The sequence below is a fragment of the Tumidithrix helvetica PCC 7403 genome (genome assembly GCF_965232925.1).
Classification (GTDB): Bacteria; Cyanobacteriota; Cyanobacteriia; order Pseudanabaenales; family Pseudanabaenaceae; genus Tumidithrix; species Tumidithrix helvetica.
Genome location: NZ_CBDDRA010000027.1, coordinates 11714 through 36489 on the forward strand (window position 1 = coordinate 11714; position 24776 = coordinate 36489).

Genomic DNA, 24776 nt, shown 5'->3' on the forward strand with positions numbered 1-24776 from the left:
TCAGGTCAAGAAACCAGAGTGATATTTCCCCTTGCTTTATACAGCAAGCTTTCCAAGATGATGCCGTTGGTGTTGACATCCATGACGCGGTTTACCCCAAGACCAGGATTCTCATATTGACCCGAAAAATAGCCCCGATCGCCATCTGCAAGATTAATCACGGTATTACGCAACGTAGAAGCATAGGGATCTTTTGCCATCAAAGCGCTCCAACCAAAGGCGGCTTTGGTACTGACGAATTTTAGGTCGGGATAGGATTTGCCAAAACTGTCGATCGCTTGCCAAGGTTGTCCGTTCACATAAACGCTGTAGTAGAGAAAGTAGGGCGATCGGTCGATCGAGTCTTCGTTAATACAGGTAACGATTTTGGTTTGCCCAAACCGCTGGGCTTGCAATCGATAGAGTGCCTCCGATTGACGCTTGCCTGCTTCATCCCAACCTATCTCTAACCCCCAGAGTACGTAGGGGTCGTTGGTGAGATGGTTGCTAGCCCCAGAAGTCGCCAGATCGCGTCGATCGACGTCGATCGCGATGCCATCGATTTTGATGTTTTGTACGGGGGGCTTAGACAGGGCATTGGTTGCTTCAAGGTTCCACAGCTTCAAACAATAGGCAGCATATTGCTCGTAGCCAAGTCGTCCTTCTTGCAAATATTGCAGGCGATCGCTGGCGTCTGGATGCCCCCCATACAGCCAACCGTCCTTAACCAATTTGGTCAGTTGCCAGCGCTTTACGATGCGCTCGACGCGATCGCGGTAGCTGGGATAGTGCGTTCGCAAAACATGCATCGCAGCCAAAAAACGCGCCGTATCAAGCGTCGACCAACCACTGATGCCTTCAGGATCGGGGGTATTGTCTAGCTGGTACATTGTTGCTGAGATCGTGCTGTATGCCTTATTAGGCAGACCATGTTGCGGTAAAGGTAAGGTTTCGAGCGTTCCTAGCAGCTTGGTGAGATGCTGTTGAAAGGTTTCAGCCGAGATTACGCCTAACTGATTGGCGGCATGTAGGCCAAACACCGCACTGCCCTGATCCCAAAGAGTCGTCCATTCGTAGCGATCGACTGCATTCACTAATCCTGTGGAGGCATTCCAATTACGCTCAAAATATTTCCAAGCTTTTTTTGCCACACCCTTATCCTCTTCCGATAAGGCGATCGGCATTATTTTCACAGGCTGTGTCACGACCGTCTGAGTCGGTTGCGGCTTTGGGGTTGGTTTTGATTGCGGCTTTATGGTCGGCTTTGTGGATGGTTGCGGAGTCGGTTGCGGGGTTGTTACTACTGTCTGAGTTGGTTGCGGCTTTGGTGTAGGTTTGACTTGGATCGGAGTTGGTTTGGGAGTTGGTTTAGGCGTTGGATTGGCAGCGATCGCAGGGGGTGTTGGTACGCTTGAGGTTTCGAGGCTCGACGATACCCAGTAAGTATCCGTTCCATCGGTGACAAATTTTGCTGTTTGTTGCTTTTGACTGGGCAGCCCTCTAGAGTTATCACCCGCACCGATCGCCTGCCACCAAGCAGAATTCATCGAGGCTGGACGCAACAGAGGTTGGCGATCGGTGGCACGATAGAGCAATGCTTGCAAAATCAGGCTATTGGTATTGGAAGTATGGTTGTTTTCTCTTTGTCCCGAAACTTCGTAAAAGCCTTCATAGTAGCCGAGTTGGGGATTATAGAGGTCGATAACAGATTGCAAGAGTTCGCGGCTGTAAGGCTCGTCAGGATAGAGGGCATAAAAGGCAAAAGCTACGCCCGTACTCACAAGACGCTCGCTGGCGGGCTTCCCTTCATCGTCGATCGCTGCCCAGGCTTTCCCATTGCCGACGACTGTACTGTGCAGGATATAGGGAGGGGCATTCACTGCTGCCGAGTTCGCTGCCGTAAACAACTTCGTGCGGCGGTAGCGATCGGCTTGCGCCTTAAAAATCGGCTCGGCGAGGGCTTTCATTTGCGGGTCGAAGCCAAATTCTAAGCCATAGAGCAAAAATGGTTCGCTGACGGTTACTTCATTCTCTTTGGTTTTACTCTCTTTCGTTTTTAAGACATCTTTACGCCTTATGGGAATCTCAAACCCGTCCAAATTAATCTTGTCGTACTGACCGCCGACGGCAACGCGATCGATATCAAAGCCCCATAACTGAAATCCGCGTGCGGCATATTCGCTATAACCTAGCCGAGTTTCAGGCACAGTTCTGGCTAGCGATCGCCCCGAATCGTCCCTGGCAACCGTGCCATTGTATAGGGTGCGATCGCGTACAGCTCGCAAATACGACCAGTCCAACAAGGTACGATCGACCGCATTGGTATATTCAGGATGGCAGGACTTTAAACCATACAAAGCAGCTAAAAGTCTGCCCAAATCGGCTGCCGACCAGCCCGTTCCCCCACTGATGGGATTGCCACCATAGTCTACGGGCTGCAAAGACCAAGGGTCGTAGCCTCGACTCGGCAGTTCGCCGCCAAACAAGGGGAGTTGCCGCACCGTACCGAGTAGCTGCCGAACGCGTTGATCGAAATCATTTTGTGGAATCAGCTCTAAGACTTTTGCCGATCGCAATGCCATCAAGTAATCGCCCAAACCCCACAGCGTTACTCCTTTAAAATCGCTACGATCGTTGATTAAGCCTGTTGCTTGGGTATTACTGCGAAAATATTGCCAAGCCGTTTGGGCATAGCGTTGCTCGACCAAAGACAGGGCTTGCGTTAATTTAGGGCAAGGCGTTGCTTCGGCAGTGACAGGTGCGATCGGGGCAGGGATTTCTACACTCGCGACCGTGTCACTACTCTCGATCAGGGGACGATTGCCCCGTGCCTTGTAATATAGAATCTCTAGAATTAAGCCGTTCGTATTGCCTGTAAGGGATTTATTCGGCTTCTTTGAGGCTTCGTACAGCCCTGCATAGAAGCCATCATTTTTGGGACTGCGCAAATCTTTGACCGCATCAAAGACCTTACGAGCGTAGGTGTTACTGGGATAGAGATAACGCCAGCCAAATGCTGCCTTGGTGCTGATACTGCGAAATTGTGGGATAGGTTTATTCTCATCAGTGATCGCCGCCCAAGGTACGCCATTGGAATAGACGGTGTTGTAGATAAAATAGGGCGCTTCGTCGATGTTGTCTTCGGTGACAGCAGTGAGTTGTCCAGTGAGCGAATAACGACGCCTTTGAGCCTCTAGGACTCTACCTGCATAGTCAGCTCCCTCAGCATCCCAACCAAACTCAATCCCATCCAGAATGTAGGATTCGCTAACCACATAGTTATTGGCGTTTGTAGTCTGATAGTCGCGCAGATCGGCAGGAATTTGGACGCCGTAAATATCGACAAATTTGAAGGGTTGGTAAGCTTTGGCTTTATCGGCTTTATAGCCCCAAAGTTCGTAACCGCGCACGGCATACTCTTCGTAGCCTAGGCGTCCCTCTTGTACTAGCAGGGTTTTGTTATCAGGCAAAACCGTTGCCCCATAAAGTTGGTCGTTGGCAAGGGATTTGGCGATTTGCCAGCTGTTAATAATTCCCTTCATCCAGTCGCCATACTTAGGGTGGCAGGTGCGAATAATATGAAAAGCCGCTAATAATCTGCCGATATCCAGTGCCGACCAACCAATACCGCGTGGGGTGGGCTGGTTGCCATAGTTCACCATGGCACCATTGGAAGTGTTGTAGACCTTGTTAGGTAAAGCGCCTTCAAAGAGTTTAAGCGAGCCGAAGGTAGCAAGAAATTTATTAAGTTTTTCGTCAAATTCTTTTTGGGGAATCAAATTGAGCCAACGGGCTGTATTGAGCGCTACCAGATAGTTGCCTTCATCCCAAAGGGTTGCCGATGGGTAGCCTCCCGTGGCATTCACAAAACCTGTGTTGGGTTGATAGTTTTTGACAAAATATTGCCACGCTGCTCTGGCATAGCCTTGTTCTTCAGACGTGAGCGGAGATGCGATCGCCGCGCAAGAATTAGACGAAGGCAACACGCGATTGCGCTGTGCAATCGCCGACTCTAGGCTCACCTGCGAGCACAAGAGCGAAAACATCACCCCCACAAGAAACAATGCCACCAGTTTGATCCAACGCGGATAAACGCTCAAGGTTGAATTCCTGCCCATACGGTTAAAGGCTGTCCCACTTTTTTGTAAAGTATACTTTCCAAAATCACCCCGTTATTGTTGGCTGTGAGGGCTTTATTCGGTTCGTTTAAAGACTCGTAAAAGCCGTTATACCAGCCCCATTCCGCTTTGAGCTTGCTGTTGACAAAATCATAGAGACTGCGCGTGTAGGGCGTACCATATAGCACGTACCAGCCGATCGCTGCCTTGGCACTGAGAAATCGTAGATTGTTGGCTGTTTTGCGCGAGTCGGTAATCGTTGCCCAGGCTTGACCGTTTACGAATAGCGTGTTGTAGACAAAATAGGGCTCGCGATCGAGGTTGTCTTCGGTCAAAGCGGTGAGTTGCTTGGTGGCTTGGTAGCGCTGCTCTTGGGCGGCAAGAATGCGATCGGCATAGGCTTTGGGTAACGTTTGAAACCCTGTTTCAATGCCATCTAAAAAATAGGGTTCGCTCAAGACATAATTATTTGCCTGTGAAGTCGCAAAGTCGCGCTTGTCATAGGGAACTCCCTGTCCGTAAAGCTCCACAAAGGCAACTTGCGATTTGATATCCATTGCTTGAGAGACATCTAACCCCCAAAGCTTTAAGCCATAGGCAGCATAGCTTTCGTAACCGAGTCTACCCTCTTGGTTATATTCTTCCTTACCTTTGACGACACTGGTTCCATACATCTGTCCGTTTTTGGTGAGACGAGCGACTTTCCAACTGCGCCATACGGCTTCGGTATCGTCTTTAAATTGAGGATATTTAGTACCAACAATTTTGAGCCAGATTGCCATTCTGCCAATATCGAGCGCCGACCAGCCAATTTCCTCGCGCTTGTCTAGTTGCCCGTAGTTAACTGGCATGAGTGTTTGCGAGTTGTAGACCTTGTTGGGCAATTCACCTTTGTAAAGGGGTAGTTTTGCTAGAGTTTGCAACATCCGCCGCATTTTTTGCTCGAATTCCGCTTCGCTGACAAAGCCTAATTCTTTGGCACTGACAAGGGCTGCGATCGCAGCCGCCTGATCCCATAGAGTTACAGAAGCGAATCCATCGGCAGAGTTGATCAAACCTGTTTCGGCGTTCCAGTTGCGCTCAAAATATCGCCATGCTTGCCTTGCGAGCGCGAGTTCCTCAGGGCTGAGATTGCCAAGTTGAGGCGCGACATAGGGTGGGTTGCTAATCTGCTGTTGCTCTGGTGGTACTGCTTTTCCAGTTGCTTTCACTGAGGCTGCATCTAGTTGGGCGATCGCCTCTGTATCCTTCTCTAACTGAGATTTGATAGGAGCAACGGTTGCTGGCGTTTTTATAACGGGTGGGGCACTGGCAGTCACAGGAGGCGATGAGGTTGATGACTGCTTGAGATAACTTGAAAGTTGTTCCATTCCAACAACGATCGCGATCGCAGTCGCAATCCCCCCTACGATTGCAAGAAAAGCCCATTTCTTAGGTGGTGGTTCAAAGTCAGAATTCATAACATTTAAGAATGACCGTTAAACAACTTACAGATAGCTATCTTTAGGGGCAGAGATTTTTGCCCATTTACAGATACGATACCATTGCTTTCCATCAGATTTTTATCTTTATTTCCGCATTTGACACCCTTATATCGTCGCGATATTGCCGCAACATATCGTTTAAAATTTTACGCGCAATTGCCCTGAGATGGCTTCACTCACAGAAGTAGCATCTGTCTCAGTTTTGCGGATGTTACTGTAGGTATACCCCAAGTCTGCCTCAATACTCGGTGAAACCTTGAGCGTACAGAGACTCTGAAAACTTCTTGCTGGTGAAAAAGCATCATTTCCTCTTTGCTCGCCCAAATTGGCTGCCAAGCGGCATTTTAAGATATCCAACACCTGTCCTTCCCAAGCAACTTCGCCGCTATAAACTAGAAAATCAGGTGGGGCAAAGTAGGTATTTCCTGTAGCTTCGCGATCGTAGAACCAAATAAACAAATTTCCAGCAACGGAAAACTGTCCGAATTTTCGTTCGATGCGGCTAAACGACTGTTGCTCGTTATTGCCGTCGTTATAGTTACCCCAACGATATAGCGAAAATAGGGTGGTGTAGGGGTCAAGCTGCCAGTAAATCGTGGGACCAAATCGACGCGTTTTGATTTGATTGTTCAACGAAGTAGCACTGGACTTGTAAGGCTTTTGTTCGAGAAAACCAAAGAGGGTCATTCCCGGTAATACAGACATACTGGTATTGACCTCAAAGTTTGCCGTTGTGGGCAAGCGATCGTAGACATCAATGCCTGCACGGGCGTCAAGGGCAATTGACCCCAATTTTGTGACAATACCAAATTGTAGAGGCACATTACGAACCGACTGTTTGCCCACCAAATCGAAAGAATTAAATCCTGTTTGAAAGCTAACTACCGTGCCGTCTTGAAAGCGCCACTGCCAAGTTGGCTCAATAATTTGATTGTGTTGTCCGCTGCTATCCGTAGAGTTTTGAAAGTTGAGCTTCAAGTTATCCAAGACGGCATAATCTATAACCGTTGGTTCTAGTTTAGAAGGTGCAGTAAAGTCTTGAACTGATAATGGCTCGGGAATACGATCGCGCAAACCAGGATTAAACCCATCAGGGGTTGCTAACAGCAATTGGCGATCGCCTTCCATCGATCTTTCTATTTCCTGAACTGTGGTAAATCGCGATCGGGAACCGACAAAAAGCGATCGCTTCTGGTTCTCTATGGTTTGGAATGTGGTTGACCTAACTTGATTGTCGTTATCCTGGCTATCTTTATTTCCCCTATCCTGCGCCCATACTGAAGCTGACTGACTGACAGTTAACCAGACTCCGATCGCGATCGCAGGCAGAATAAGGAGCTTGTCCAAACTTAACTCTTAATACTAAATTCCGAATAAGTCGTCTACACAAATATCCTAACCAAAACCATGCTTGAATATGCGAAACATCAAAAAGATTTTTGTATTCAGAATATATTCAGAATACAAAAAGCATTGTATTCTTACAACTAGGGAACTGTCCTAAAAGCTATAAATTCTAGTTCTTGCCAGAGCAGCTAGGATAACGATTGGGTCGCAGGGGCGCATTCGGGACGTAGGTGCAAGCCGATCGCCCCCCGCCTTGGTTTTCCTCCCAACTAGCAAAATGAAAGAAAGCTAGAAGGTAAGTCTAAAGTCCTAATATTGACGGCGATCGCTATACATGGATATTCAAAATATTAGAGAACAGTACGATCTGGGAAAAAGGAACTTTATTGGTCGAAGCTTAATTGGTATCGATCTGTCTAATGGCTGTTTTAACCACATAGATTTCTCTGGCTCGAATTTGATGGGGGCAAAACTAAATTATGCTGAGTTTTCTAAAGCGAATTTATCGGAAGCCTCATTGATCGTGAGTTCTGCGATGCAATCCGATTTCAAAGGAGCGGATTTTAGCAAAGCAGACTTGAGTGGAGCCACTTTTATAGACTCCAATCTAGCAGAAGCAAACTTTAGCGAAGCAATTTTGGTGGGAATCAATCTGAGTCTATCAAATCTTACCGAGGCTAATTTGAGTAAAGCCGATCTTAAGGGATGTTCGCTTTTATTGGGGGCGATCTTAGTAAAAGCCAATCTGAGTGGAGCTAACTTATGTGGGGCGGTTTTGAGTGGTAGCAACTTACATGGAGCTAACCTAAATGGAGCGAATTTAAGCGAAGCAAATTTAAATGGAGCCGATCTTAGCAATGCGAACCTATGCGACGCAAATTTACGTGGGGCCAAATTGGACAAAACGAATTTGCAAGGAACCAACCTAACTGGCACAAAAGGACTTCTTACTTAAGCCATTCCCTAAAATCGTAGGGGCAATTCATGAATTGCCCCTACGATTTAAATCAATTCAAATCAAATATGGTTCTGATTTTTTGTTAGAAGCTTCCCAATAGAAGTTTTCCGTTTGTTAACTACGATCTCTTGATACCCATGCCTAGTTTACCTAAAGTATCCTTTGACTTTCTCCAAGGGCCTTGGCGCTACGATCCGAACTCGGATGAAAAGCGTGACTTTCGGCTCGATTTTTTACGCGGAATTGCGATTTGCTCGATGGTGATCAACCATTTAGAGAGCCGTTCTTATTTTAATAACATTACCCAAGGACATATCTATGCCACGGCGGCGGAGGGATTTGTTTTCCTGTCCGGCTTTGTGTTGGGCATGGTCACCTTAAAGCGCATTGCCAAAGTGGGCTTGCAAGACGCCATGAAGAAATTACTGGAGCGATCGGGCATTCTCTATGCGACCAGCTTTATCCTGATGTCAGTTTTAGGATTGTTAAGTATCTTCGCACCAGGGTGGACGCTTCCCTGTTTCGATCGCGCTCCAGGATCTTGGTGGCAGATTTTACTCGCGGCTGCCACCTTTCACCTCGCGCCCCCTGTAATTGATATCTTGCAACTTTACGTGCTCTGTTTGCTGGCATCTCCTGCGATGTTTTGGTTGTTGAGACGACAGCTTTGGTTGCCTCTGCTGACAATATCTTGGTCGTTATGGGGGCTGAACCAATTGCATCCTCATGTGTTTAGTTTTTATCCCCTCGATCGCGATCGCCCCTACTTTACTTTCGCCACTTGGCAACTTCTCTACGTGCACGGTCTAGTGATGGGCTATCACAAAGATACCGTAGGCAAGATTTGGAATCGCATCCCTAAATTGCCATTCTTGTTCGTGATGGGGGCGATCGCGATCGCCTCGATGGTGGCGGCTCACTACGATTTGCAATTGGGGCTTTGGCCTGCCAATGTTTCCGATCGCGCCCTGTGGCTAAATCTGACCGATCGCAGCATTAACGGACCTGTGCGGTTAGTCACCCTATTTGCGCTGTTTTCTCTGCTGTTTTCCGCGATCGATGCCTGCTGGCAACCCCTCTATAAAACCCTCGGTAATTTACTGATTCCTCTAGGTCAAAACTCGCTTTACATCTACATTACCCATGTCGTCGTCGTGGTGATTTGGTTCCTGATTCCAGGTCTAGTCGATGGCAGTGCATGGTTGACCACCCTGTTACAAGCGATCGCGATCGGAGGCTTTTGGCTTGCGGTCAAATACAAAGTACTTTTCAATGTGATTCCTCGCTAACCTATGACAACTGTCCCTTCTTCTCCAATTCGACGTTTTTTGCCGTTCATTTTGAGTGCGATTATTCTTCTGATTGGCTGGGGAACTCATCAAGCTTTACTTTGGCAACAGAGTGCTACTCTTCCCACCCCAGTGTTACGGCGCATTCCCTTAGGTGCGGAAGAACGCAATCTCGCTAGATATGCATGGCGTTTTTTCGAGCTAAATCGTCAGCCTTCTGGCTTAGTCTCTTCCGCCGCCTCTTTTCCTGCGACGACGATGTGGGATATTGGCAGTCAGTTTGCAGGCATGACCGCTGCCCGCGAGTTGAACCTGCTTTCGGCTGAGGAGTTCGATCGTTGGATGGGGCAAGCTTTGACTTCCCTTTCCAAGATCCAGCTTTATAAAAACGAACTCCCCAATAAAGCCTACAATGCCGCCACCCTCATGCCTGTCAACTATGGCAAATTGGATGCCTATCAGGAAATTGGATTTTCGGCTTTAGATCTTGGACGACTGGCAATGTGGTTGGACCTGATTGCTGCCCGCTATCCCCAACATACTGCTGCCACCAAAGCTGTGTCCGCACGTTGGAACCTCACCCGACTCTCACGCCAAGGGCAACTGATGGGTGTCGATGCCCGAAGTGGCAAAGAAGACTGGCAGCAGGAAGGAAGACTGGGCTACGAGCAGTATGGGGCATATGGCTTAGCGAAGTTGGGACTGAATGTGGCTGTAGCCTTAAATCCCAAGACAGAGATGATGACAGTCGATGTCATGGGAGTTCCCGTTCCTGTCGATCGCCGCACGACTTATCACAACTATGTCACCAGCGAACCCTATATTCTGGACGGCTTAGAAAGTGGGTTTAAAGCCCTTCCTGCCGAGTTTGCTGCCCGCGTGCTGCAAGCCCAACAACGACGCTATTGGGCAACCAATCAACTAACGGCTTGGTCGGAAGACAACCTCGATAAAGCACCTTGGTTTGTCTACAACAGTATTTTTGTCGATGGTCAACCTTGGAAAACGTTAGATCCTTCGGGTAAAGATGCCGCCGCGTTTCGCGGGAGTAGTACCAAAGCTGCGGTAGGTTGGCATATGCTTTTTCGTACCGCCTATAGCGATCGCGTTTATAAAGGACTGCGATGGTTGGCAGATCCAGAACGTGGCGTATTTGCTGGCTATTATGAAGAAACCCAAGAACCAAATCGAGCCCTGACTGTAAACACAAATGGCATTATTCTAGAAGCTCTGCTCTATAGTCACGTTGGAAAACCATTGGAGGATTGGGCTCATGCGCCTCACTAGCTGGTTAAAAGGTTCGGTATTGGGATTGTTGGTCTGTCTGCTTTGCTGGCTGGGAAGCGTAGGTATGGGAACCTCCATGCCTGTGATAAATTCCCCAAATACTGAAATTGCCAGTAGTTCCACTCCTGTTATGAATCAAGCGCCTCCCAAAGTCGTGTTTTTTGGCTCTAGTACCACGGTCGGGCTATGGGCATCGAGAGGCGATCGGCGTTGGAGCACCCTACTGTCTCGCTATCTAGGTTGGCAGGAAATCAATGAAAGCCTATCAGGTTCGTCCCTATCCAAAGCGCCGCGCACTGACAAGTCCTGGCCGATTCCAGCGGCAGTACAACGGTGGAAGGAAATCGTGGGGCGACATCCCGATCGCATAGTGATGTTATACGGAGTCAATGATGCCTTCTGGAAATTGCCCTTGGGCGATCGAGCGAACCCTAAACCAGAAACCTTTCGTGGCGATCTAGAAGCCTTGCTTGCAGGGATAAAGACTGCGTTACCACCCGATCACCTGATCGTGGTCACCGCTCAACCCAATAAAGCGACCCAAGATCGGAGATTACCCTACGATCGGGCTTTGCAAGCAGGTGCTGAGAAAATTGGGGCTCATTTCATTGATGCGGGTCAAGAGGCTTTTCCTTTAGAAGAATTAGCCAATTATTCTGCCGATGGACTGCACTTAAATAACCTAGGACATGCGGCTCTAGCTTCCTACATGGCAGGGAAACTTGTCGATCTGGGGGTAGTGCCTGCCCCACCGATGGCAAAAGGAGGGCATCAACTGCCCGAAGCCCGCGAAACACTGTCGGGTGGATGGTTGCGAATTGATTCTGGGGCTCTGTCGTTTGGGGAAATTCGCAAGATTTCGGCGCGTTGGACTGCTTCGGGTCGGGCAAGATTTGCGGTCATGCGCCCCGATGGGCGAGGTGGCTATGAAGCACTTTATCGCACGCCCATTTTTTCTGTATCTGCGGGCATCACGGAAACAGAAGTGCCACGTTGGTGGGTACTGGAGGGCGATCGCTTAGCCGTATGGACAGATAGCAATTGTTTGGGTTCCCAGTCCACTGATGCGGGGAGCACCCAGCATCTGACCAGTAAGCTACAGGGAGATACGACAATTTCTGATGTCAGCCCTAATAGCATGAGTTCTGATTCTCGCAAACTAGCCGTTTGGACTTCATAGACTGTATGAGAACAAAGCTCTATAGGCAATGCATAGTTGTTGTTTTGGCGATCGCGATCGCCAGCCTAATTGCGATCTTTCAGTCATCCGCAGAAGTCACTTCTACCCATCTTCCATCCACGATCCCCTTGTCTGGTATGTGGGAATTTGCCCCAGAACTCCGCGATCGAGCTGATTTGCAGCTTGTGCTGAAGCCGACTCGATCTTTTCCCAACGATCTAGATCGCTATGACTGGCAAAAAATTAAGGTTCCGTCAAACTGGTATTTGCAAGGGCAAGATTTGAGCGGTGCTGTCTGGTATCGCTATCGCTTTCACGGCAAGCCGCAATTAAACAACAAGCTCGTCAGACTCGTATTTGAAGGCGTAGACTATGCTGCCGACGTCTGGCTCAATGGCGAATATTTGGGATTTCATGAAGGATATTTTCAGCCATTTTGGTTTTGGGTGTCGCAACAGTTGAAATTGGACAGTGAGAATACTTTGCTCGTGCGCGTCAATAGTCCCAAAGAGGATGAAAGCAAACCAGACTGGTCGCTACACAAACGGCTGATTAAAGGAATTTTTAGCCATCACGACACCAGACCTGGGGGGGCTTGGACGGATAGAGCCCAAGAAAAAAATACAGGCGGGATTTGGGCTCCTGTTTACTTACAGGTTTCCGAAAAGGTCGCGATCTCCGATGTCCTAGTAACTCCAGAATTAGAACTGGATCGGAATGAAGCGATCGCCCATATCGACCTTGAGCTTACCCATCCTCAAGCGATTTCCGAATCTGTAGAAATCAAGGCGCAACTGATTCCCCATAATTTCTCAGATGCCTCGAGTAAGACGCTAACAGTAACCAAACAACTCAAGGAAACTTGCGATCGCATCCAACTATCGATTGCCCAAGACAATCCCAAACTTTGGTGGAGTTGGGAACATGGCGATCCTAACCTCTATAAATTGCAGATTGAAGTCTCTCAGTCAGGACATTTGCTCGATCGCAAAGAAGTCGTGTTTGGGTTTCGTTCGATTCAATTAGAACCCAAGACAAAAACTTGGAAGCTGAATGGCAAACCGATTTTCCTCAGAGGAACGAACTATATTGCCACGCAGTGGCTCAGCGAAATGACGCCTGAGAAATATAGTTTTGACCTTGCCCTGATGAAACGCAGTAACATTAATGCGATTCGCGTCCACGCCCATATTACAGGAAGGGAATTCCATCGCCTCAGCGATGAGATGGGTTTCTTGATCTGGCAAGACTTTCCTTTGCAATGGGGATACGAAGAATCGCTGGAGTTTCGGACTGAGGCAACTAGGCAAGCCAAAGATATGGTGCGCTTGCTATACAACCATCCCGCGATTGTCGCTTGGTGCTTGCAAAACGAACCTCCTTGGGATGCCGATTGGATGAAATATAAATACCGTAACTACAACCCCAACCAAAACCGATCGCTAAATGCGGCGATGTATGACAGTGTTAAGCATATCGATTCAACCCGCTATTTACATCCATTTTCTTCAACGCGGGAACATCCTTGGCTAGGCTGGTACTTTGGCTCTTGGTTAGACTATGCCAAACCTGTTCATGAACCCATGATTACTGAATTTGGCGCTCAAGCCTTGCCCAATCTGACTTCTTTGCGGCGGATATTTACGGAAACCGAGCTGTTCCCTAATTCTGAACCTACATGGAAAAAATGGGAATACCATAACTTCCAGCGTCATGAGATGTTCGAATTGGCAAAGGTGTCGATGGGAAAGAATCCTCAGGAATTTGTAGAGAATACGCAAAAAAATCAGGCGCGATCGATCCAATTCACCGCAGAGGCTTTGCGGCGGCAGCGGTTTCGCCCAGTCACTTCGATTTTTCAATTTATGTTTGTGGAAGATTGGCCCTCACTTAATTGGGGCATTGTCGATTACTGGCGCAATCCCAAACCTGGCTATGAAGCCCTAAAAATAGCCTATCAGCCCGTACTGCCTAGCATTGCTTGGGTACAGGAGGAATGGAAACTAGGTGAGACAATCAATCTGGATTTATGGATTATCAATGACCTATGGCAACATTTTCCCAATGCCAAAATCAGCTATGCGATCGCACGTCACGGCTTCCTGCAATGGCAACAGCAGCAAAGCAGCGAAACAGAGGTAGATGTTTCGCCTAACAGTGGCTCTCTCGTCCAAACAGTCAAATACCAACCCAAACAACTTGGCAAACACGAAATTGTTGTAAAAATTCTCGATCGCGACGATAATCTTTTAGGACAGAACTCCTTTGCATTTGTGGTAAAGCCCCGTGAGAAAAAATCTCCTTCGTCTTCGTAAATTTGCTGCGCTATTTGTAGCTTGTTTGGGACTTGCCTTCCTACTTGTCTATATCCAGTGGAATGTTTATAGACCGTTAGATGCAAGTTCTTACGATCGCGATCGCCCTAAAATTTTGGTAAATCAGGTGGGTTATCTTCCCAAACAGACAAAAGTTGCTTTACTGGCAAATTTTAAAGGAAACGATGCTCAAACTGTTGAGTTGGTCGAGGTCACCACTCAGAAAGTGCTTTTGGCAGTTCCTGCTGCTATAGGAGTTCGCGATAAACTCAGTAACGAAGTGTTGCAAGCTGTCGATTTTAGCAATTTCGATCGCGAGGGAGAGTACATTCTGCGGATAGGGGACTTGAAATCCGTTCCTTTCCCCATTGGCAAGCAAGTCTATGAGAAACCTCTGGCAGTGCTATTGCGTTCCTATTACCTCCAACGTTGTGGCGTCGCGATCGCCGATCCTGTCACGGGTATTTCTCATCCGCCCTGTCATCTTAAAGATGCTGCCTTAGCCCATAGCGATTCCCAGCATAAAGAAGGTACGCAACTGCAATCCTTGGGGGGATGGCATGATGCGGGCGACTATGGAAAGTATGTGGCGACGGCAACCATTACCATTGGCAGACTGCTCCATCTCTACGAAAAGCATCCCAACCTATTCAGTGACGGTCAATTGCAGATTCCTGAAAGTGGCAATCGCGTTCCCGATCTGCTCGATGAAATGCAAGTGGGTTTAGACTGGTTGCTTACCATGCAACGAGCAGATGGAGCGGTTTATCGGAAACTCTCAGGGAAAAACTGGCCGATTGGCTTAGCTCCAGACAAAGATACGCAATCACGCTTTATTTACGGGGTCTCCACCCCCGAAACGGCTAAGTTTTCTGCAACCATGGCGATCGCGGCACGAGTGTATTTGCCTTTTCAAAAAGAGAGGGCAGCAATTTATTTAGCCGCTGCTAAGTTCGCTTGGCAATATCTAGAAACCCAGCCAGTAATGCAGATTGATAAGGTTGATGGTGATGATAGCGGCTCGGGAGGTTATCTCTATTCCGACATCGATAACGAAGCCAGCCTACTGACTGATACTGACGATCGTCTATGGGCTGCCGCAGAGTTATGGATTACAACAGAAGGAACTAAATTCCAGCAATACTTCACTGAGCATGTTGATGGTTTTGCCTATACGCTGTTTGAATGGAAAGATCCGTCACCCCTAGCATTGACAAGCATTCTAGAGCAGGAGAAAGCATTCATTTCTCCCGATATTAAAGACAAAATCAAACGCAAGATTTTGCACCGTGCCGAGGGATTGCTACAAAAAGTGAATAGCAGTGGCTATCGCCTTGCCAACCATCGCTTAATCTGGGGCTCCAACAAAATGGCAGCCGAGGAAGGAATCACCCTTGCCTATGCCTATCAATTGACCCAAAACCCTGCTTTCCGAAATGCCGCGATCGCACAACTCGATTATCTATTCGGGCGCAACCCTTTTAATCAAACCTTTGTTACGGGTATAGGGACGAATCCAGTTCGCAAAACCAATCATCTCTTTGCCCGTGCCACTGCGATCTATATCCCTGGTCTAGTCGTGGGTGGGCCCAATCGTGGCGCCCAGGATGGCATTGCACCCAAAGAACGCGGTTTATGGAGCTACATTGATGACGAGCGTTCCTATGCCACCAATGAATATGCGATCGACTACAATGCTTCTCTAGTTGTACTGATGGGGGAAGTATTATCCTTTATGCCCACTTAACTTTGAGACTGATATTCAACCAAGAGCTTGCCCAAAGAGAAAAGTGCAGTAGGTTAGTCACGTTTCTTTATCGTCTCTACGTTGCGATCGCGATCGCAGGTAAGCTATGTTAAATTGTGAAAATTTTTTCTTGGTTTTGGATAAACAAGGGAAATGTAGGCATGTCATCGGCTCTGCGAGAAGCACAGTTGAATATGATTCGTAGACCGATCAAACAGGGAGAAGTTAATTTTAATCATCCCTACTATTGGTCAGCGTTTGTTTTGATTGGGAATGGGTTGTAGTACGATGCATTTTTTCTGTTAGAACTCCTGTTCTTTATTAAACACTTCTTTCTTTTTGCGTGATTTTTATACTCTTTTTGTTCTCATGAATAATGTCGGACTAAGATCGCTTGTATTTTTTTGTGGTCTGGGATTGTATTGGTGCAGGGGGTGGTGGTAACACTGGTTCTACTGGGGGTGGGGGTGGTAATACTGCTGGTTCGGGACGTGTCATAGGTTCAGTTACAGATGGGGCAGGGGGCGGCGCGATCGCTTCAACAGGAATAGAAGTCGCAGACGGTGGCTCTGGAATTTTTACCTCTATCGCAGGCTTAATATTCACGGGTGAAGATTTAGGTGGCTCAGCTTCCAGCCGTTGGCGTTCCCGATCTAACACATTTTGCTGTTGCTGTTGTTCTACTTCTCGACGGCGGCGTTCCTCATTATTTCGTTGCTGAAATTGCGAGCCATTTTCCTCAAAGGTAACGCGAACTTTGACATCTGTGCGTCCACCCTCTGGGACAGTTTTTGGATTAAACTGCCATCTGCTCATCGCTTCCATGGTTTCGCGATCTGTTTGAGCATCTCCACTAGATTGACGTAGCCTAATATTGGTGACCTTACCATCGGGATCGATATCATAGGTGACTCTGGGGGTTCCCTCCTTACCTCGATATTGTGGCTTTGGACAACTCAAACACTCTAGTTTCAGGGGTGTATTGGTGATAGGTGGCGATGGGGGCGGGGTAGAATTTACGCCCGTACCATGGATTTTCCCGTTCAAAACACCCATTTGCACACCATCTTTTTTGCCATTCGGATTTCCAAATGGTTTGCCACCAAAGACAAAACCTGTAGGGTTCTTTGCATTTCCAAACCCCGAACCTGTTCCATCTTTATTTATTATAGAACCACCCCCAGACTGGATTTTTGTGTCGCTCGCACCTGTGGTCGCTAACGGCTTGAGATTGTCTGGTGCGGGGGCATCTTTTCCTTCTGGGAATGTTGTTGTGATTTCTGGGGCAAGTGCGATCGCGGCGGGTGCAACTTCTATCGACATATCTTGTGGGATTTGCTCGGGCTCCTTGACAATTTCTGGGGCTTTCTCTTCAAGTACAGGAGCTTTGTCGGGGTTCTCTACTACGACCTCTATGGTGTCATCTTTTTCTTTAGAAACTGATTTCCAAAGAGATGGAACTGGTGCAACCATTGCTGCTACATGAAGGCATGCTGAGCCTATAAAGCTAATAAATAGAATACTTACTAAGGTTCGGTTTTCTGTTTTTTGTCGAGTAGTTTGTTGAATGTTTTCCAAGTCAGAACTATTTTCAAATATCTTCATTGATTGTCTTCCTCATCAGTCTTCTTAACACCAATTGCAATAAAATTTACGTTGAATAGGAATTTGAGTTCTACGTTTTAGCTATGTTTAGCGTGCAACACTTGAAGCTAGAACTAACTGCTTTTGGTGGCGATCGCCATTTTGACGCGGGGAATCTGTCGTAATCGATCCATGATTTGGACGATATCCCCATGCTTTACGCTGCGATCGGCATTCAGAACTACGATCAAATCTTGATTGGGTTCTAATAATTGCTTAACGCGATCGCTAACCTCATGAATCTCGATCTTTTGCTTGTTTAAAAACACTTCAGCTTTCTCATTTACGCTGACCGTGGCTCTTGCTGCTGTTGTTTGCTGCGCTCCAGATTGAGCTTTCGGCAGGTCTACTGGCAACCCCTCCGTGCGGTTGAGAAATAAAGAGGAAAGTACAAAAAATGTGAGTAAAGCAAAGAGAACATCCAGAAGTGGAACAACGTTCTTAATTTCAAGCGGGTGATCCAACAGATCTTCGTCGTGGCGACGGCGAGTTCTTCTAGACATGAGCATTTACCTTTTGTCGGTGCGATCGCAAATGTTGCAGTTCCAATTGCGTACAGCATTCATCAAAATAGGCAACTTGTTGGGCATAGAGCGATCGGAACACACTTGCAGCAATCAATCCAATCACCGCTACAATCAACCCAGTCGCAGTACAAATTAGGGCTTCACTAATACCACCTGTGACATTGAGGGACTTAGAGCCGCCCACGTCGCCTAGGGTGAGCGAACCAAAAGAAGTAATCAAACCAATTACGGTTCCAATTAATCCGAGTAATGGAGCTAAGCCTACAATAATTTCAAAAATATTGTTAAAACGCTTGAGGCTGGGCATTTCGGCTTGCATTCTGGCATCAAGCGCCAGAGAGAACTCGGTGGGTGTGGCGTTGGGGATTGATAGCGCTTCTAAATAAATGCGGGCGATCGGTAAAACGGTATGTTTTTGTAGAAAATCTTCAGCTTGAGTGGGATCTTCTTGATAAATTTGCAGTGCTGTCCTGACGATTCGCTTTTGTTGTTTTCTGACTCGCGACCAAAAAATAGAGCGCTCGATCGCTAAAGAAACCACCAAAAATGAACAAAGGATTAGCGGAATAATCGTAATTCCACCCGCAACAAGGGTGTCAAAGAGTTTAGACATTGAGCGTAAGTTGTAATTTCATGGATGGGTTTTTGGATGTAGTTTCGCTAAATAGGCAGCAAAACAAATTTAAAAAATTCTACAACATCGCAAGAGATTATTGCAAATGACTTGCATTAATTATAGGTTTATTGCTAAATTATTTAATCTAAATAGTAATTGGTGTCATTAATTTTATGTAGCTTTTAATCCACATAGCTATTTAGGGGTAAGTTTTGTAGTTTTTGTGAAGATTTATGATTTTTTTTCAGCGTTCGCTAGTTTCCAATTTAGATTTTCCTGTATGGTTTGCTGTCAGTACATTATTGATTGGTTTACCTGCTGATGTCCAAGCACAAACACAAGTTGCAAATAAGTCTCAAAGTAAAATTAGTAGTAGGTCGCAACAGTCTAAGCCTGTTTCTGTACAAGATCTAAAAAATTCGTCAACTACAGCCCAAGATTTATTGGCGCAAACTGCCTCTGTCAAAATTACAGGGGTGAAGGTAAATACAACAAATAAAGGTGTTGAGATTCTCTTAGAGTCTCCTTCAGGCTCTATCCCCCAACCTGTGACGCAAAACTCTAAAAGCACGATTGTCTACGATATCCCAAATGCTACGCTAGCTTTACCTGATGCATCAGAATATCGTGCGACAAATCCAGTTAAGGGGATCGCTGCTATTTCGGTCACGCAAGTCACACCTATCTACGTGCGGATTAGCATTGCGGGTATGGATGGATTACCTGACGTAAAGGTAACAGTGGGGGCAAATGGCTTAACTCTTAGTGCGACTCCTTTCCTTGCAACAGGCGATGAGGAAGATATTGTGGTCACTGGTGAGCAGCAAAACAGAGGCTATCGCGTTCCCAATGCCTCCTCTGTTACAGGCACTAATACCCCCATTCTAGAAACACCTTTTTCCGTACAAGTGATTCCGCAGGATATTATTCGCGATCGACAGATTACTCAAGTTAAAGATGCTGTTGGAAATGTCAGTGGGGTTACATTTGGCGGAGATGTGCAAGGACGAAGCGGAAATACTTTTAGTATTCGCGGGTTTACTGGATCGCCAGTTTTGCTGGATGGGTTTAGAAGATTTGGCTCCTCTGGAGAAGGTGGATCTCAACCAAGTTTTGAAGTTGCTAATTTGGAGCGAATCGAAGTTCTCAAAGGCCCAGCCTCAATTTTGTATGGGGCGATCGAGCCAGGTGGATTGATTAACTTAGTTTCCAAAAAGCCTTTAGCAACGCCATTTTATGAGGTGGAACTGCAAGCAGGAAGTCGAGGCTTCATTCGTCCTCGATTCGATATTTCGGGAACTTTGAGTGACGATGGCAAGGTGCTTTATCGAGTCAATGGTTTATTCCAGAATTTCAATGCTTTTCAGAACTATACTCAGCCCGATCAAAAGTACTACATTGCACCGACGATCGCTTGGAAAATTAACGACCAGACCGATCTAAATATTGGGTTTGAATATGCAAATAGCACCCGTCCGGCCACCTTTGGTATTCCTGCTGTAGGTAAAGGAGTTGCTGATATACCACGCGATCGCATTATTACCGAACCCAGCGACACAGTTACAAATACAACCGTAAATCTTGGCTATACCCTCGAACATCGCTTCGATCCCAATTGGAAACTGCGTAATGCTTTTCGCTATACATCCTATAACTATGACTTTGGCGTAGTGGCTCTGCCATTGGCTTTTATCGAAGCAACTGGCAATGTATTTCGCGTTCTTGCTTCTCAAGAATCCCAAAACAAAGATTACACTTTTCAAACCAATGTAACTGGTGAATTTGCTACGGGTGATGTCAAACATACGTTGCTTGCGGGTATAGACTATGTTTACAGAGATAGCCGCATTGTATCAGCCGTAGACTTTACCCCTAGATTTCTCGATCTTTTTAATCCAACCTATGGATTGACAAAGCCCAATGAAAATACATTGCCAGCCTTTGGCGGTAGTACCACAACGGGTAATAGCTGGGGCTTCTATCTACAAGATCAAATTTCCATTCTCCAGAATTTGAAACTACTTGCAGGTATCCGTTACGATACACTTTCTCAGAAGACTACGAACATTCCTGGCTCATCAACAGATCCTGGTGAAACCAACCTCAATGCGAGTGCCTTCACGCCTCGGCTGGGACTTTTATATCAAATCACTGACACGCTATCGCTGTATGGTAGCTATTCTCAATCTTTTACGCCTAATACAGCAACGACAGTTTCAGGCACGCCTTTGGAGCCGCAACGAGGTAGAGGATACGAATTTGGACTCAAAGCGGATTTGCTCGATAAAAAACTTTTTGCCACACTGGCATACTTTGACATTACTAAGCAAAATGTCGCAGTTACCGATCCTAACTTCCCTCTCTTTTCGATCGCCTCTGGAGAACAACGCAGTCGCGGGTTAGAGTTCGATGTCTCAGGTGAACTATTGCCTGGATGGAGGATCATAGCTTCCTATGCCTATATTAATGGCGAAGTTACTGCGGATACCGATCCTAGCAACGTAGGCAAGAAGTTGTTTGGAGTGCCAGACCATAGTGCCAGTTTATGGACAACCTATGAGATTCAAAGTGGAGATTTGCAAGGGCTAGGTTTTGGTCTGGGCTTTAAATATGTTGGCGATCGCCAAGGAGATCTAGCAAACAGCTTTTCCCTTGGTAGCTACTTTACAGCCGATGCGGCAATTTTCTATAAACGTGACAACTGGCGATTTGCACTTAACTTCAAAAACATTGGTGATATCAAGTATATCGAAAGTGCTTTTGGAACTAGAGGTGCAAGCAACAACTTTGGGGATCCATTTACGGTAGTTGGTTCTGTTTCCGTACAGTTTTAAGCAATCAATTCCAAATTATTTGCACTAAGTAACATGAAAAACCCTTCAATATCGACGATCGCATTCAGTCTGGCGATCGCCACCACTGCTTGTCAAATAGAAACTCCACCAGTCGCAATTACACCTGCGACTACTCCTTCAGTCGCTCCAAAAACTGCTCCATCCGTCCAAAATGAGGCGGCATACTTCAATGAAGCAGTGTATCTAATAGGCAATCCTGATGTTGCTGACTTGATTAAACAGGGTAAGTATAAATCTGGACTAGAACATTACACCACAGTTGGGAAAACTACTAAAAAGCCTGATGGGGAGGACTATGAAACATTTTATACTGGCACAAGTGGCAATGATACGGTGCAAGGCTTGGGCTATGGAAAGCACGCTCACTTTGTCGGTGTAGGACTTGAGGTTGTTAAAGACAAAAAAGTACCTTTCCCTTTGCGTCCTGAGAGTTTAGGGAAAGGAGAAGTAGATGTTCTAATTGGTAATAAGGGTGGCGGCGGGAATGAGTTCCTTTTAGGTAGTTTTATTACCCCAGTTAACCCTAAATCCGAACCATTTTATGTCGGTAAAGGTGATGCTGACTATGCCCGCATTCAAAATTTCACGAAGTCTAAAGATGTCATCATTTTGGCTGGAGAGCTAAGTCAATATAAATTGATCCCTAAGGAAAGCAACCTGCAAATTGCTACTGCTGATGGCGATTTAGTAGCGATCGTTGAAGGTGTGGACAAGTTGGAACTAGGTGATGTTGTCAAAGATTTTGGCGTATTTACTTTGAAATAGAGTTTAGGATATTCAGCGTTTCGCGCTGAATATCACCAAAAGAATTAGTGATAACCTTAAACAAAGCAGTGAATCAATTATTTAAGCACAGTCCCATTAACGATCGCCAAATCGAAACTGTTTTAAATCGACTTCACAAAGAAGCAGATCGACAAACTGGCTCCTTGATTCTTCACTATTTGCCGCAACTACCGCGATTGTTCTTAGGCAAGGGTATTCAGTGGGATCGGACAAAAACGGATTTCTATCGTGACAAATATATTCCCATTGAACCCGATCAAGGAGAATTTATGTATTTGTTAGCGCGATCGCTCAACGCTAAAACCATTGTTGAATATGGCACTTCATTTGGCATTTCTACTATTTATCTAGCGGCGGCTGTGAGAGATAACGGAGGTAGTCTGGTCATTGGTACAGAAATTGTGCCTGAGAAAGTTGCCCAAGCTCGCAAAAATATCGCTGAAGCAGGACTAGAAAACTATGTAGAAATCCGTGAAGGTGATGCCTTAGAAACTCTCAAGACGCTCGATCGACCTATTGATATGGTTTTAATAGATGGTTGGGCAAACCTAGCGCTTGATATTCTCAAATTACTCAATCCTCTAATCCGTATCGGAGGAATTGTAGTTTCTGATAATGTTAATACCTTTAAGGAAGCGCTCAAGCCATACGTTGATTTTTTGCAAAACTCTCAAAATGGATATTGTTCTTCTACGATTAATTTGAAAGGTGGAACGGAATTTTCTGTCAAGATCGACAACACTTCCATCCCTAATTAAGGAGAAATCATGAAGTTTAAACAATTCTTCTCAAGATGGTCGCGCACAATTCATCGATGGGTTGGGCTTTATTTTGCCTTAGTTATAGCAATCTACCTGATTGAAATTATTGCCCTTCCACCGATTTTTAGTTTTGGATTACCGATAGTTGATGGTAAGCCACCTACTCAATTATCTCTGGCAAATACCTTGCCATTGCTCTCCCTAGAACAGGCTTCTCAAATTTTTATTGATTTACATCTAGAAGGCGTTGACACAATCAAAGATATTGATGAAATTGCCTATGTCCCATCTCTAGGAGTTTATCGATTAGAAAACCAAAAGAAACTGTTTGAGGGATACATCGATGCTCGTAGCGGCAAATTACTAAAGTATGGCTTTAATAGTGTTGATTTTCTGGAGAATCGCGGCTTGCTAGGATGGATTTCCCCCTTCATTCACGATTCGATCGAAATGTCCTTTTTATTTTTTATGGCAACACTCGCTGTGAGCGGTGTTTATCTATTTATCTATCCGTTTTTGTCTAAGAAAACTTCAGAGGAGGTAAAAGATGAAAGTTCGTAATTTAGTCCGATCGCTACATGGTTCTATCGGACTACTGATGGGATTGTTATTCCTCATTGTCAGTTTAACAGGAACTGGTATTGTTTTTCATGAAGAGTTAGATCATGCCATTAACCAGTCACTGCATACTGTTGCCATTCAATCGGTTAGTGTTCCGTTCGATGACATTCTTGCCCCTGCCCAGAAAGCCCATCCCGAACTTCCCGTTCAATATGTGCGCTTTCCTAAACAATCTGATGGAACTTATACTGTCACCATGACTGACAAGAATGGACATCGACTTGAAACTTTTGTCAATCCTTATACAGGTGCGGTTTTAGGAGAAAGAGTTTGGGAATATTCCTTAACAGGATTTCTGTATACGCTCCATCATGAGCTTTTTTTAGGTAATACTGGTCAAATTATTCTCATTGTGGTGGGGATTGCTTTACTTCTGATGTCAATCACAGGCGTAATCCTTTGGACAGGTTGGCGGAAATTGAGATCGGGCTTTAAGATTCGCTGGAATGCACCTTTATCAATCCTTAGCTTCGATCTGCATCAAGTATTAGGAACAATTTCTCAAATCTTTTTAGCAATTCTCTCCATAACAGGTGCGATCATTGTATTGCTGCATCTTTTCCCAACTTTAGTTTTGGGTAATGGAGACACACAATCTCCCCCCCCTAATCAGCCCCCCATTGCCCTCAATCAATTATTGCAAAAAGCTGATACTGCACTCCCTGGAGGACAAATAATGGCTGTATCCTTCGATCCTAATCAGCCTCGAAAATTCATCGTTACCAAACATTTCCCAGAACAAGAAACAGGAAGATTTGATCTGAGCACAGTGGAACTCGATCGCTACAGTGGTGAGGTATTACTAGCCAATAAAGTAGTTAAGCCCAACGCTCTTTTTAGTGTCCTCATCGTAATTGCCAACCTTCATTTTGGCACGATCGCGGGACTTCCTTCTCGCGTGCTCTATATGTTTGTGGGAGTTGTGCCTCTGTTGTTATTTATCACAGGAGTAAAAATGATGGCAGCGCGAAAGTGGGATAGAGCCGTCAAGAAAGAATTGAGGGATTTGGAAATCGCGCAAACCCAAAATCAAGACACAGAAATTAATCTCTAAATCATTGGGTTCAATAGATGTTTCAGGGAGCTACTTTGACTTAAAAACCCGAAATGTTTGATGGGCAATGTTTTTAGGCTTAGTGGTCTTCGGCATCCCTGAAAATACCCATCATTAAAAGTATGGATCTGTTTATCGTGTTTAACATCCCAAAAACATCTATAGAGCGAGTCAATGAGAATTTGGGATGACTAACTATTTGACGATC

Annotated in this window: 18 protein-coding genes; 12 read left to right on the forward strand and 6 right to left on the reverse strand. The window is 46.0% G+C overall.

The features are described 5' to 3' along the window. Positions 1-5: 5 nt before the first annotated feature. The 3 genes from ACP2WE_RS20520 to ACP2WE_RS20530 all read right to left on the reverse strand — a co-directional run bounded on the left by ACP2WE_RS20520 (position 6) and on the right by ACP2WE_RS20530 (position 6928). Entirely contained in the window at positions 6-4097 is a 4092-nt protein-coding gene (locus tag ACP2WE_RS20520) for a DUF3131 domain-containing protein (RefSeq protein WP_425217399.1), read from the reverse strand. After that, a complete protein-coding gene (locus tag ACP2WE_RS20525; protein WP_425217400.1) occupies positions 4076-5557 on the reverse strand; it encodes a DUF3131 domain-containing protein in 1482 nt (493 codons plus the stop codon). Before ACP2WE_RS20525 ends, ACP2WE_RS20520 begins: the two co-directional genes overlap by 22 nt. Positions 5558-5719: 162 nt before the next feature. Further along, positions 5720-6928, reverse strand: coding sequence for a hypothetical protein (locus tag ACP2WE_RS20530; protein WP_425217401.1), 1209 nt, complete (start codon positions 6926-6928; stop codon positions 5720-5722). A 334-nt stretch (positions 6929-7262) separates the two neighbouring features. Between ACP2WE_RS20530 and ACP2WE_RS20535 the strand changes: the two genes are divergently transcribed. The 7 genes from ACP2WE_RS20535 to ACP2WE_RS20565 all read left to right on the forward strand — a co-directional run bounded on the left by ACP2WE_RS20535 (position 7263) and on the right by ACP2WE_RS20565 (position 15988). Further along, positions 7263-7883: a pentapeptide repeat-containing protein gene (locus tag ACP2WE_RS20535; protein ID WP_425217402.1), complete on the forward strand. Its 621-nt coding sequence runs from the start codon at positions 7263-7265 to the stop codon at positions 7881-7883. Positions 7884-8023: 140 nt separating this feature from the next. Next, positions 8024-9175 (forward strand): OpgC domain-containing protein, encoded by a 1152-nt coding sequence (gene opgC / locus ACP2WE_RS20540; RefSeq protein ID WP_425217403.1) that lies wholly within the window; start codon positions 8024-8026, stop codon positions 9173-9175. A gap of 3 nt (positions 9176-9178) precedes the next feature. Further along, positions 9179-10462, forward strand: a complete 1284-nt coding sequence (locus ACP2WE_RS20545) for a DUF3131 domain-containing protein (RefSeq protein ID WP_425217404.1) — start codon at positions 9179-9181, stop codon at positions 10460-10462. Next, positions 10449-11642 carry an SGNH/GDSL hydrolase family protein gene (locus ACP2WE_RS20550; protein WP_425217405.1) on the forward strand — a complete coding sequence of 398 codons (1194 nt, stop codon included), beginning with the start codon at positions 10449-10451 and terminating at the stop codon, positions 11640-11642. Before ACP2WE_RS20545 ends, ACP2WE_RS20550 begins: the two co-directional genes overlap by 14 nt. Before the next feature lie 5 nt (positions 11643-11647). Continuing rightward, the gene (locus tag ACP2WE_RS20555; RefSeq protein ID WP_425217406.1) at positions 11648-13957 is read left to right on the forward strand and encodes a glycoside hydrolase family 2 protein; all 2310 of its coding nucleotides are present in this window, start codon (positions 11648-11650) and stop codon (positions 13955-13957) included. Continuing rightward, on the forward strand, positions 13929-15704 hold the full coding sequence (locus tag ACP2WE_RS20560; RefSeq protein WP_425217407.1) for a glycoside hydrolase family 9 protein: 1776 nt from the start codon (positions 13929-13931) through the stop codon (positions 15702-15704). Before ACP2WE_RS20555 ends, ACP2WE_RS20560 begins: the two co-directional genes overlap by 29 nt. A gap of 161 nt (positions 15705-15865) precedes the next feature. Continuing rightward, complete coding sequence (locus ACP2WE_RS20565; protein ID WP_425217408.1) at positions 15866-15988, forward strand: CHAT domain-containing protein; 123 nt, start codon at positions 15866-15868, stop codon at positions 15986-15988. A 100-nt stretch (positions 15989-16088) separates the two neighbouring features. Here ACP2WE_RS20565 and ACP2WE_RS20570 read toward each other — a convergent pair whose 3' ends face one another. The 3 genes from ACP2WE_RS20570 to ACP2WE_RS20580 form a co-directional block, all read right to left on the reverse strand. Continuing rightward, a complete protein-coding gene (locus ACP2WE_RS20570; protein ID WP_425217409.1) occupies positions 16089-17309 on the reverse strand; it encodes an energy transducer TonB family protein in 1221 nt (406 codons plus the stop codon). 113 nt (positions 17310-17422) lie between these two features. Next, on the reverse strand, positions 17423-17851 hold the full coding sequence (locus ACP2WE_RS20575; protein WP_425217410.1) for an ExbD/TolR family protein: 429 nt from the start codon (positions 17849-17851) through the stop codon (positions 17423-17425). Continuing rightward, positions 17844-18488, reverse strand: coding sequence for a MotA/TolQ/ExbB proton channel family protein (locus tag ACP2WE_RS20580; protein ID WP_425217411.1), 645 nt, complete (start codon positions 18486-18488; stop codon positions 17844-17846). The genes ACP2WE_RS20575 and ACP2WE_RS20580 overlap by 8 nt, the downstream gene beginning before the upstream one ends. Positions 18489-18724: 236 nt before the next feature. On the opposite strand from ACP2WE_RS20580, the gene ACP2WE_RS20585 reads away from it, so the two are divergent. From ACP2WE_RS20585 to ACP2WE_RS20605, 5 genes are all read left to right on the forward strand, one after another. Continuing rightward, the gene (locus tag ACP2WE_RS20585; protein WP_425217412.1) at positions 18725-21325 is read left to right on the forward strand and encodes a TonB-dependent siderophore receptor; all 2601 of its coding nucleotides are present in this window, start codon (positions 18725-18727) and stop codon (positions 21323-21325) included. Between the two features lie 33 nt (positions 21326-21358). Further along, positions 21359-22111, forward strand: coding sequence for a hypothetical protein (locus ACP2WE_RS20590; protein WP_425217413.1), 753 nt, complete (start codon positions 21359-21361; stop codon positions 22109-22111). Positions 22112-22179: 68 nt separating this feature from the next. Further along, on the forward strand, positions 22180-22890 hold the full coding sequence (locus ACP2WE_RS20595; RefSeq protein WP_425217414.1) for an O-methyltransferase: 711 nt from the start codon (positions 22180-22182) through the stop codon (positions 22888-22890). A 9-nt stretch (positions 22891-22899) separates the two neighbouring features. Continuing rightward, positions 22900-23454 (forward strand): PepSY domain-containing protein, encoded by a 555-nt coding sequence (locus ACP2WE_RS20600; protein WP_425217415.1) that lies wholly within the window; start codon positions 22900-22902, stop codon positions 23452-23454. Then, positions 23441-24568, forward strand: coding sequence for a PepSY-associated TM helix domain-containing protein (locus ACP2WE_RS20605; protein ID WP_425217416.1), 1128 nt, complete (start codon positions 23441-23443; stop codon positions 24566-24568). The genes ACP2WE_RS20600 and ACP2WE_RS20605 overlap by 14 nt, the downstream gene beginning before the upstream one ends. Positions 24569-24776 lie beyond the last annotated feature (208 nt).

Excerpts from the sequence above, each read along its gene's own strand:
- ACP2WE_RS20520 (WP_425217399.1), bottom strand. The coding sequence starts at position 4,097 with ATGGGCAGGAATTCAACCTTGAGCGTTTATCCGCGTTGGATCAAACTG.
- ACP2WE_RS20525 (WP_425217400.1), bottom strand. The coding sequence starts at position 5,557 with ATGAATTCTGACTTTGAACCACCACCTAAGAAATGGGCTTTTCTTGCA.
- ACP2WE_RS20535 (WP_425217402.1), top strand. The coding sequence starts at position 7,263 with ATGGATATTCAAAATATTAGAGAACAGTACGATCTGGGAAAAAGGAAC.
- opgC (WP_425217403.1), top strand. The coding sequence starts at position 8,024 with ATGCCTAGTTTACCTAAAGTATCCTTTGACTTTCTCCAAGGGCCTTGG.
- ACP2WE_RS20545 (WP_425217404.1), top strand. The coding sequence starts at position 9,179 with ATGACAACTGTCCCTTCTTCTCCAATTCGACGTTTTTTGCCGTTCATT.
- ACP2WE_RS20550 (WP_425217405.1), top strand. The coding sequence starts at position 10,449 with ATGCGCCTCACTAGCTGGTTAAAAGGTTCGGTATTGGGATTGTTGGTC.
- ACP2WE_RS20555 (WP_425217406.1), top strand. The coding sequence starts at position 11,648 with ATGAGAACAAAGCTCTATAGGCAATGCATAGTTGTTGTTTTGGCGATC.
- ACP2WE_RS20565 (WP_425217408.1), top strand. The coding sequence starts at position 15,866 with ATGTCATCGGCTCTGCGAGAAGCACAGTTGAATATGATTCGTAGACCG.
- ACP2WE_RS20570 (WP_425217409.1), bottom strand. The coding sequence starts at position 17,309 with ATGAAGATATTTGAAAATAGTTCTGACTTGGAAAACATTCAACAAACT.
- ACP2WE_RS20575 (WP_425217410.1), bottom strand. The coding sequence starts at position 17,851 with ATGTCTAGAAGAACTCGCCGTCGCCACGACGAAGATCTGTTGGATCAC.
- ACP2WE_RS20580 (WP_425217411.1), bottom strand. The coding sequence starts at position 18,488 with ATGTCTAAACTCTTTGACACCCTTGTTGCGGGTGGAATTACGATTATT.
- ACP2WE_RS20585 (WP_425217412.1), top strand. The coding sequence starts at position 18,725 with ATGATTTTTTTTCAGCGTTCGCTAGTTTCCAATTTAGATTTTCCTGTA.
- ACP2WE_RS20590 (WP_425217413.1), top strand. The coding sequence starts at position 21,359 with ATGAAAAACCCTTCAATATCGACGATCGCATTCAGTCTGGCGATCGCC.
- ACP2WE_RS20600 (WP_425217415.1), top strand. The coding sequence starts at position 22,900 with ATGAAGTTTAAACAATTCTTCTCAAGATGGTCGCGCACAATTCATCGA.
- ACP2WE_RS20605 (WP_425217416.1), top strand. The coding sequence starts at position 23,441 with ATGAAAGTTCGTAATTTAGTCCGATCGCTACATGGTTCTATCGGACTA.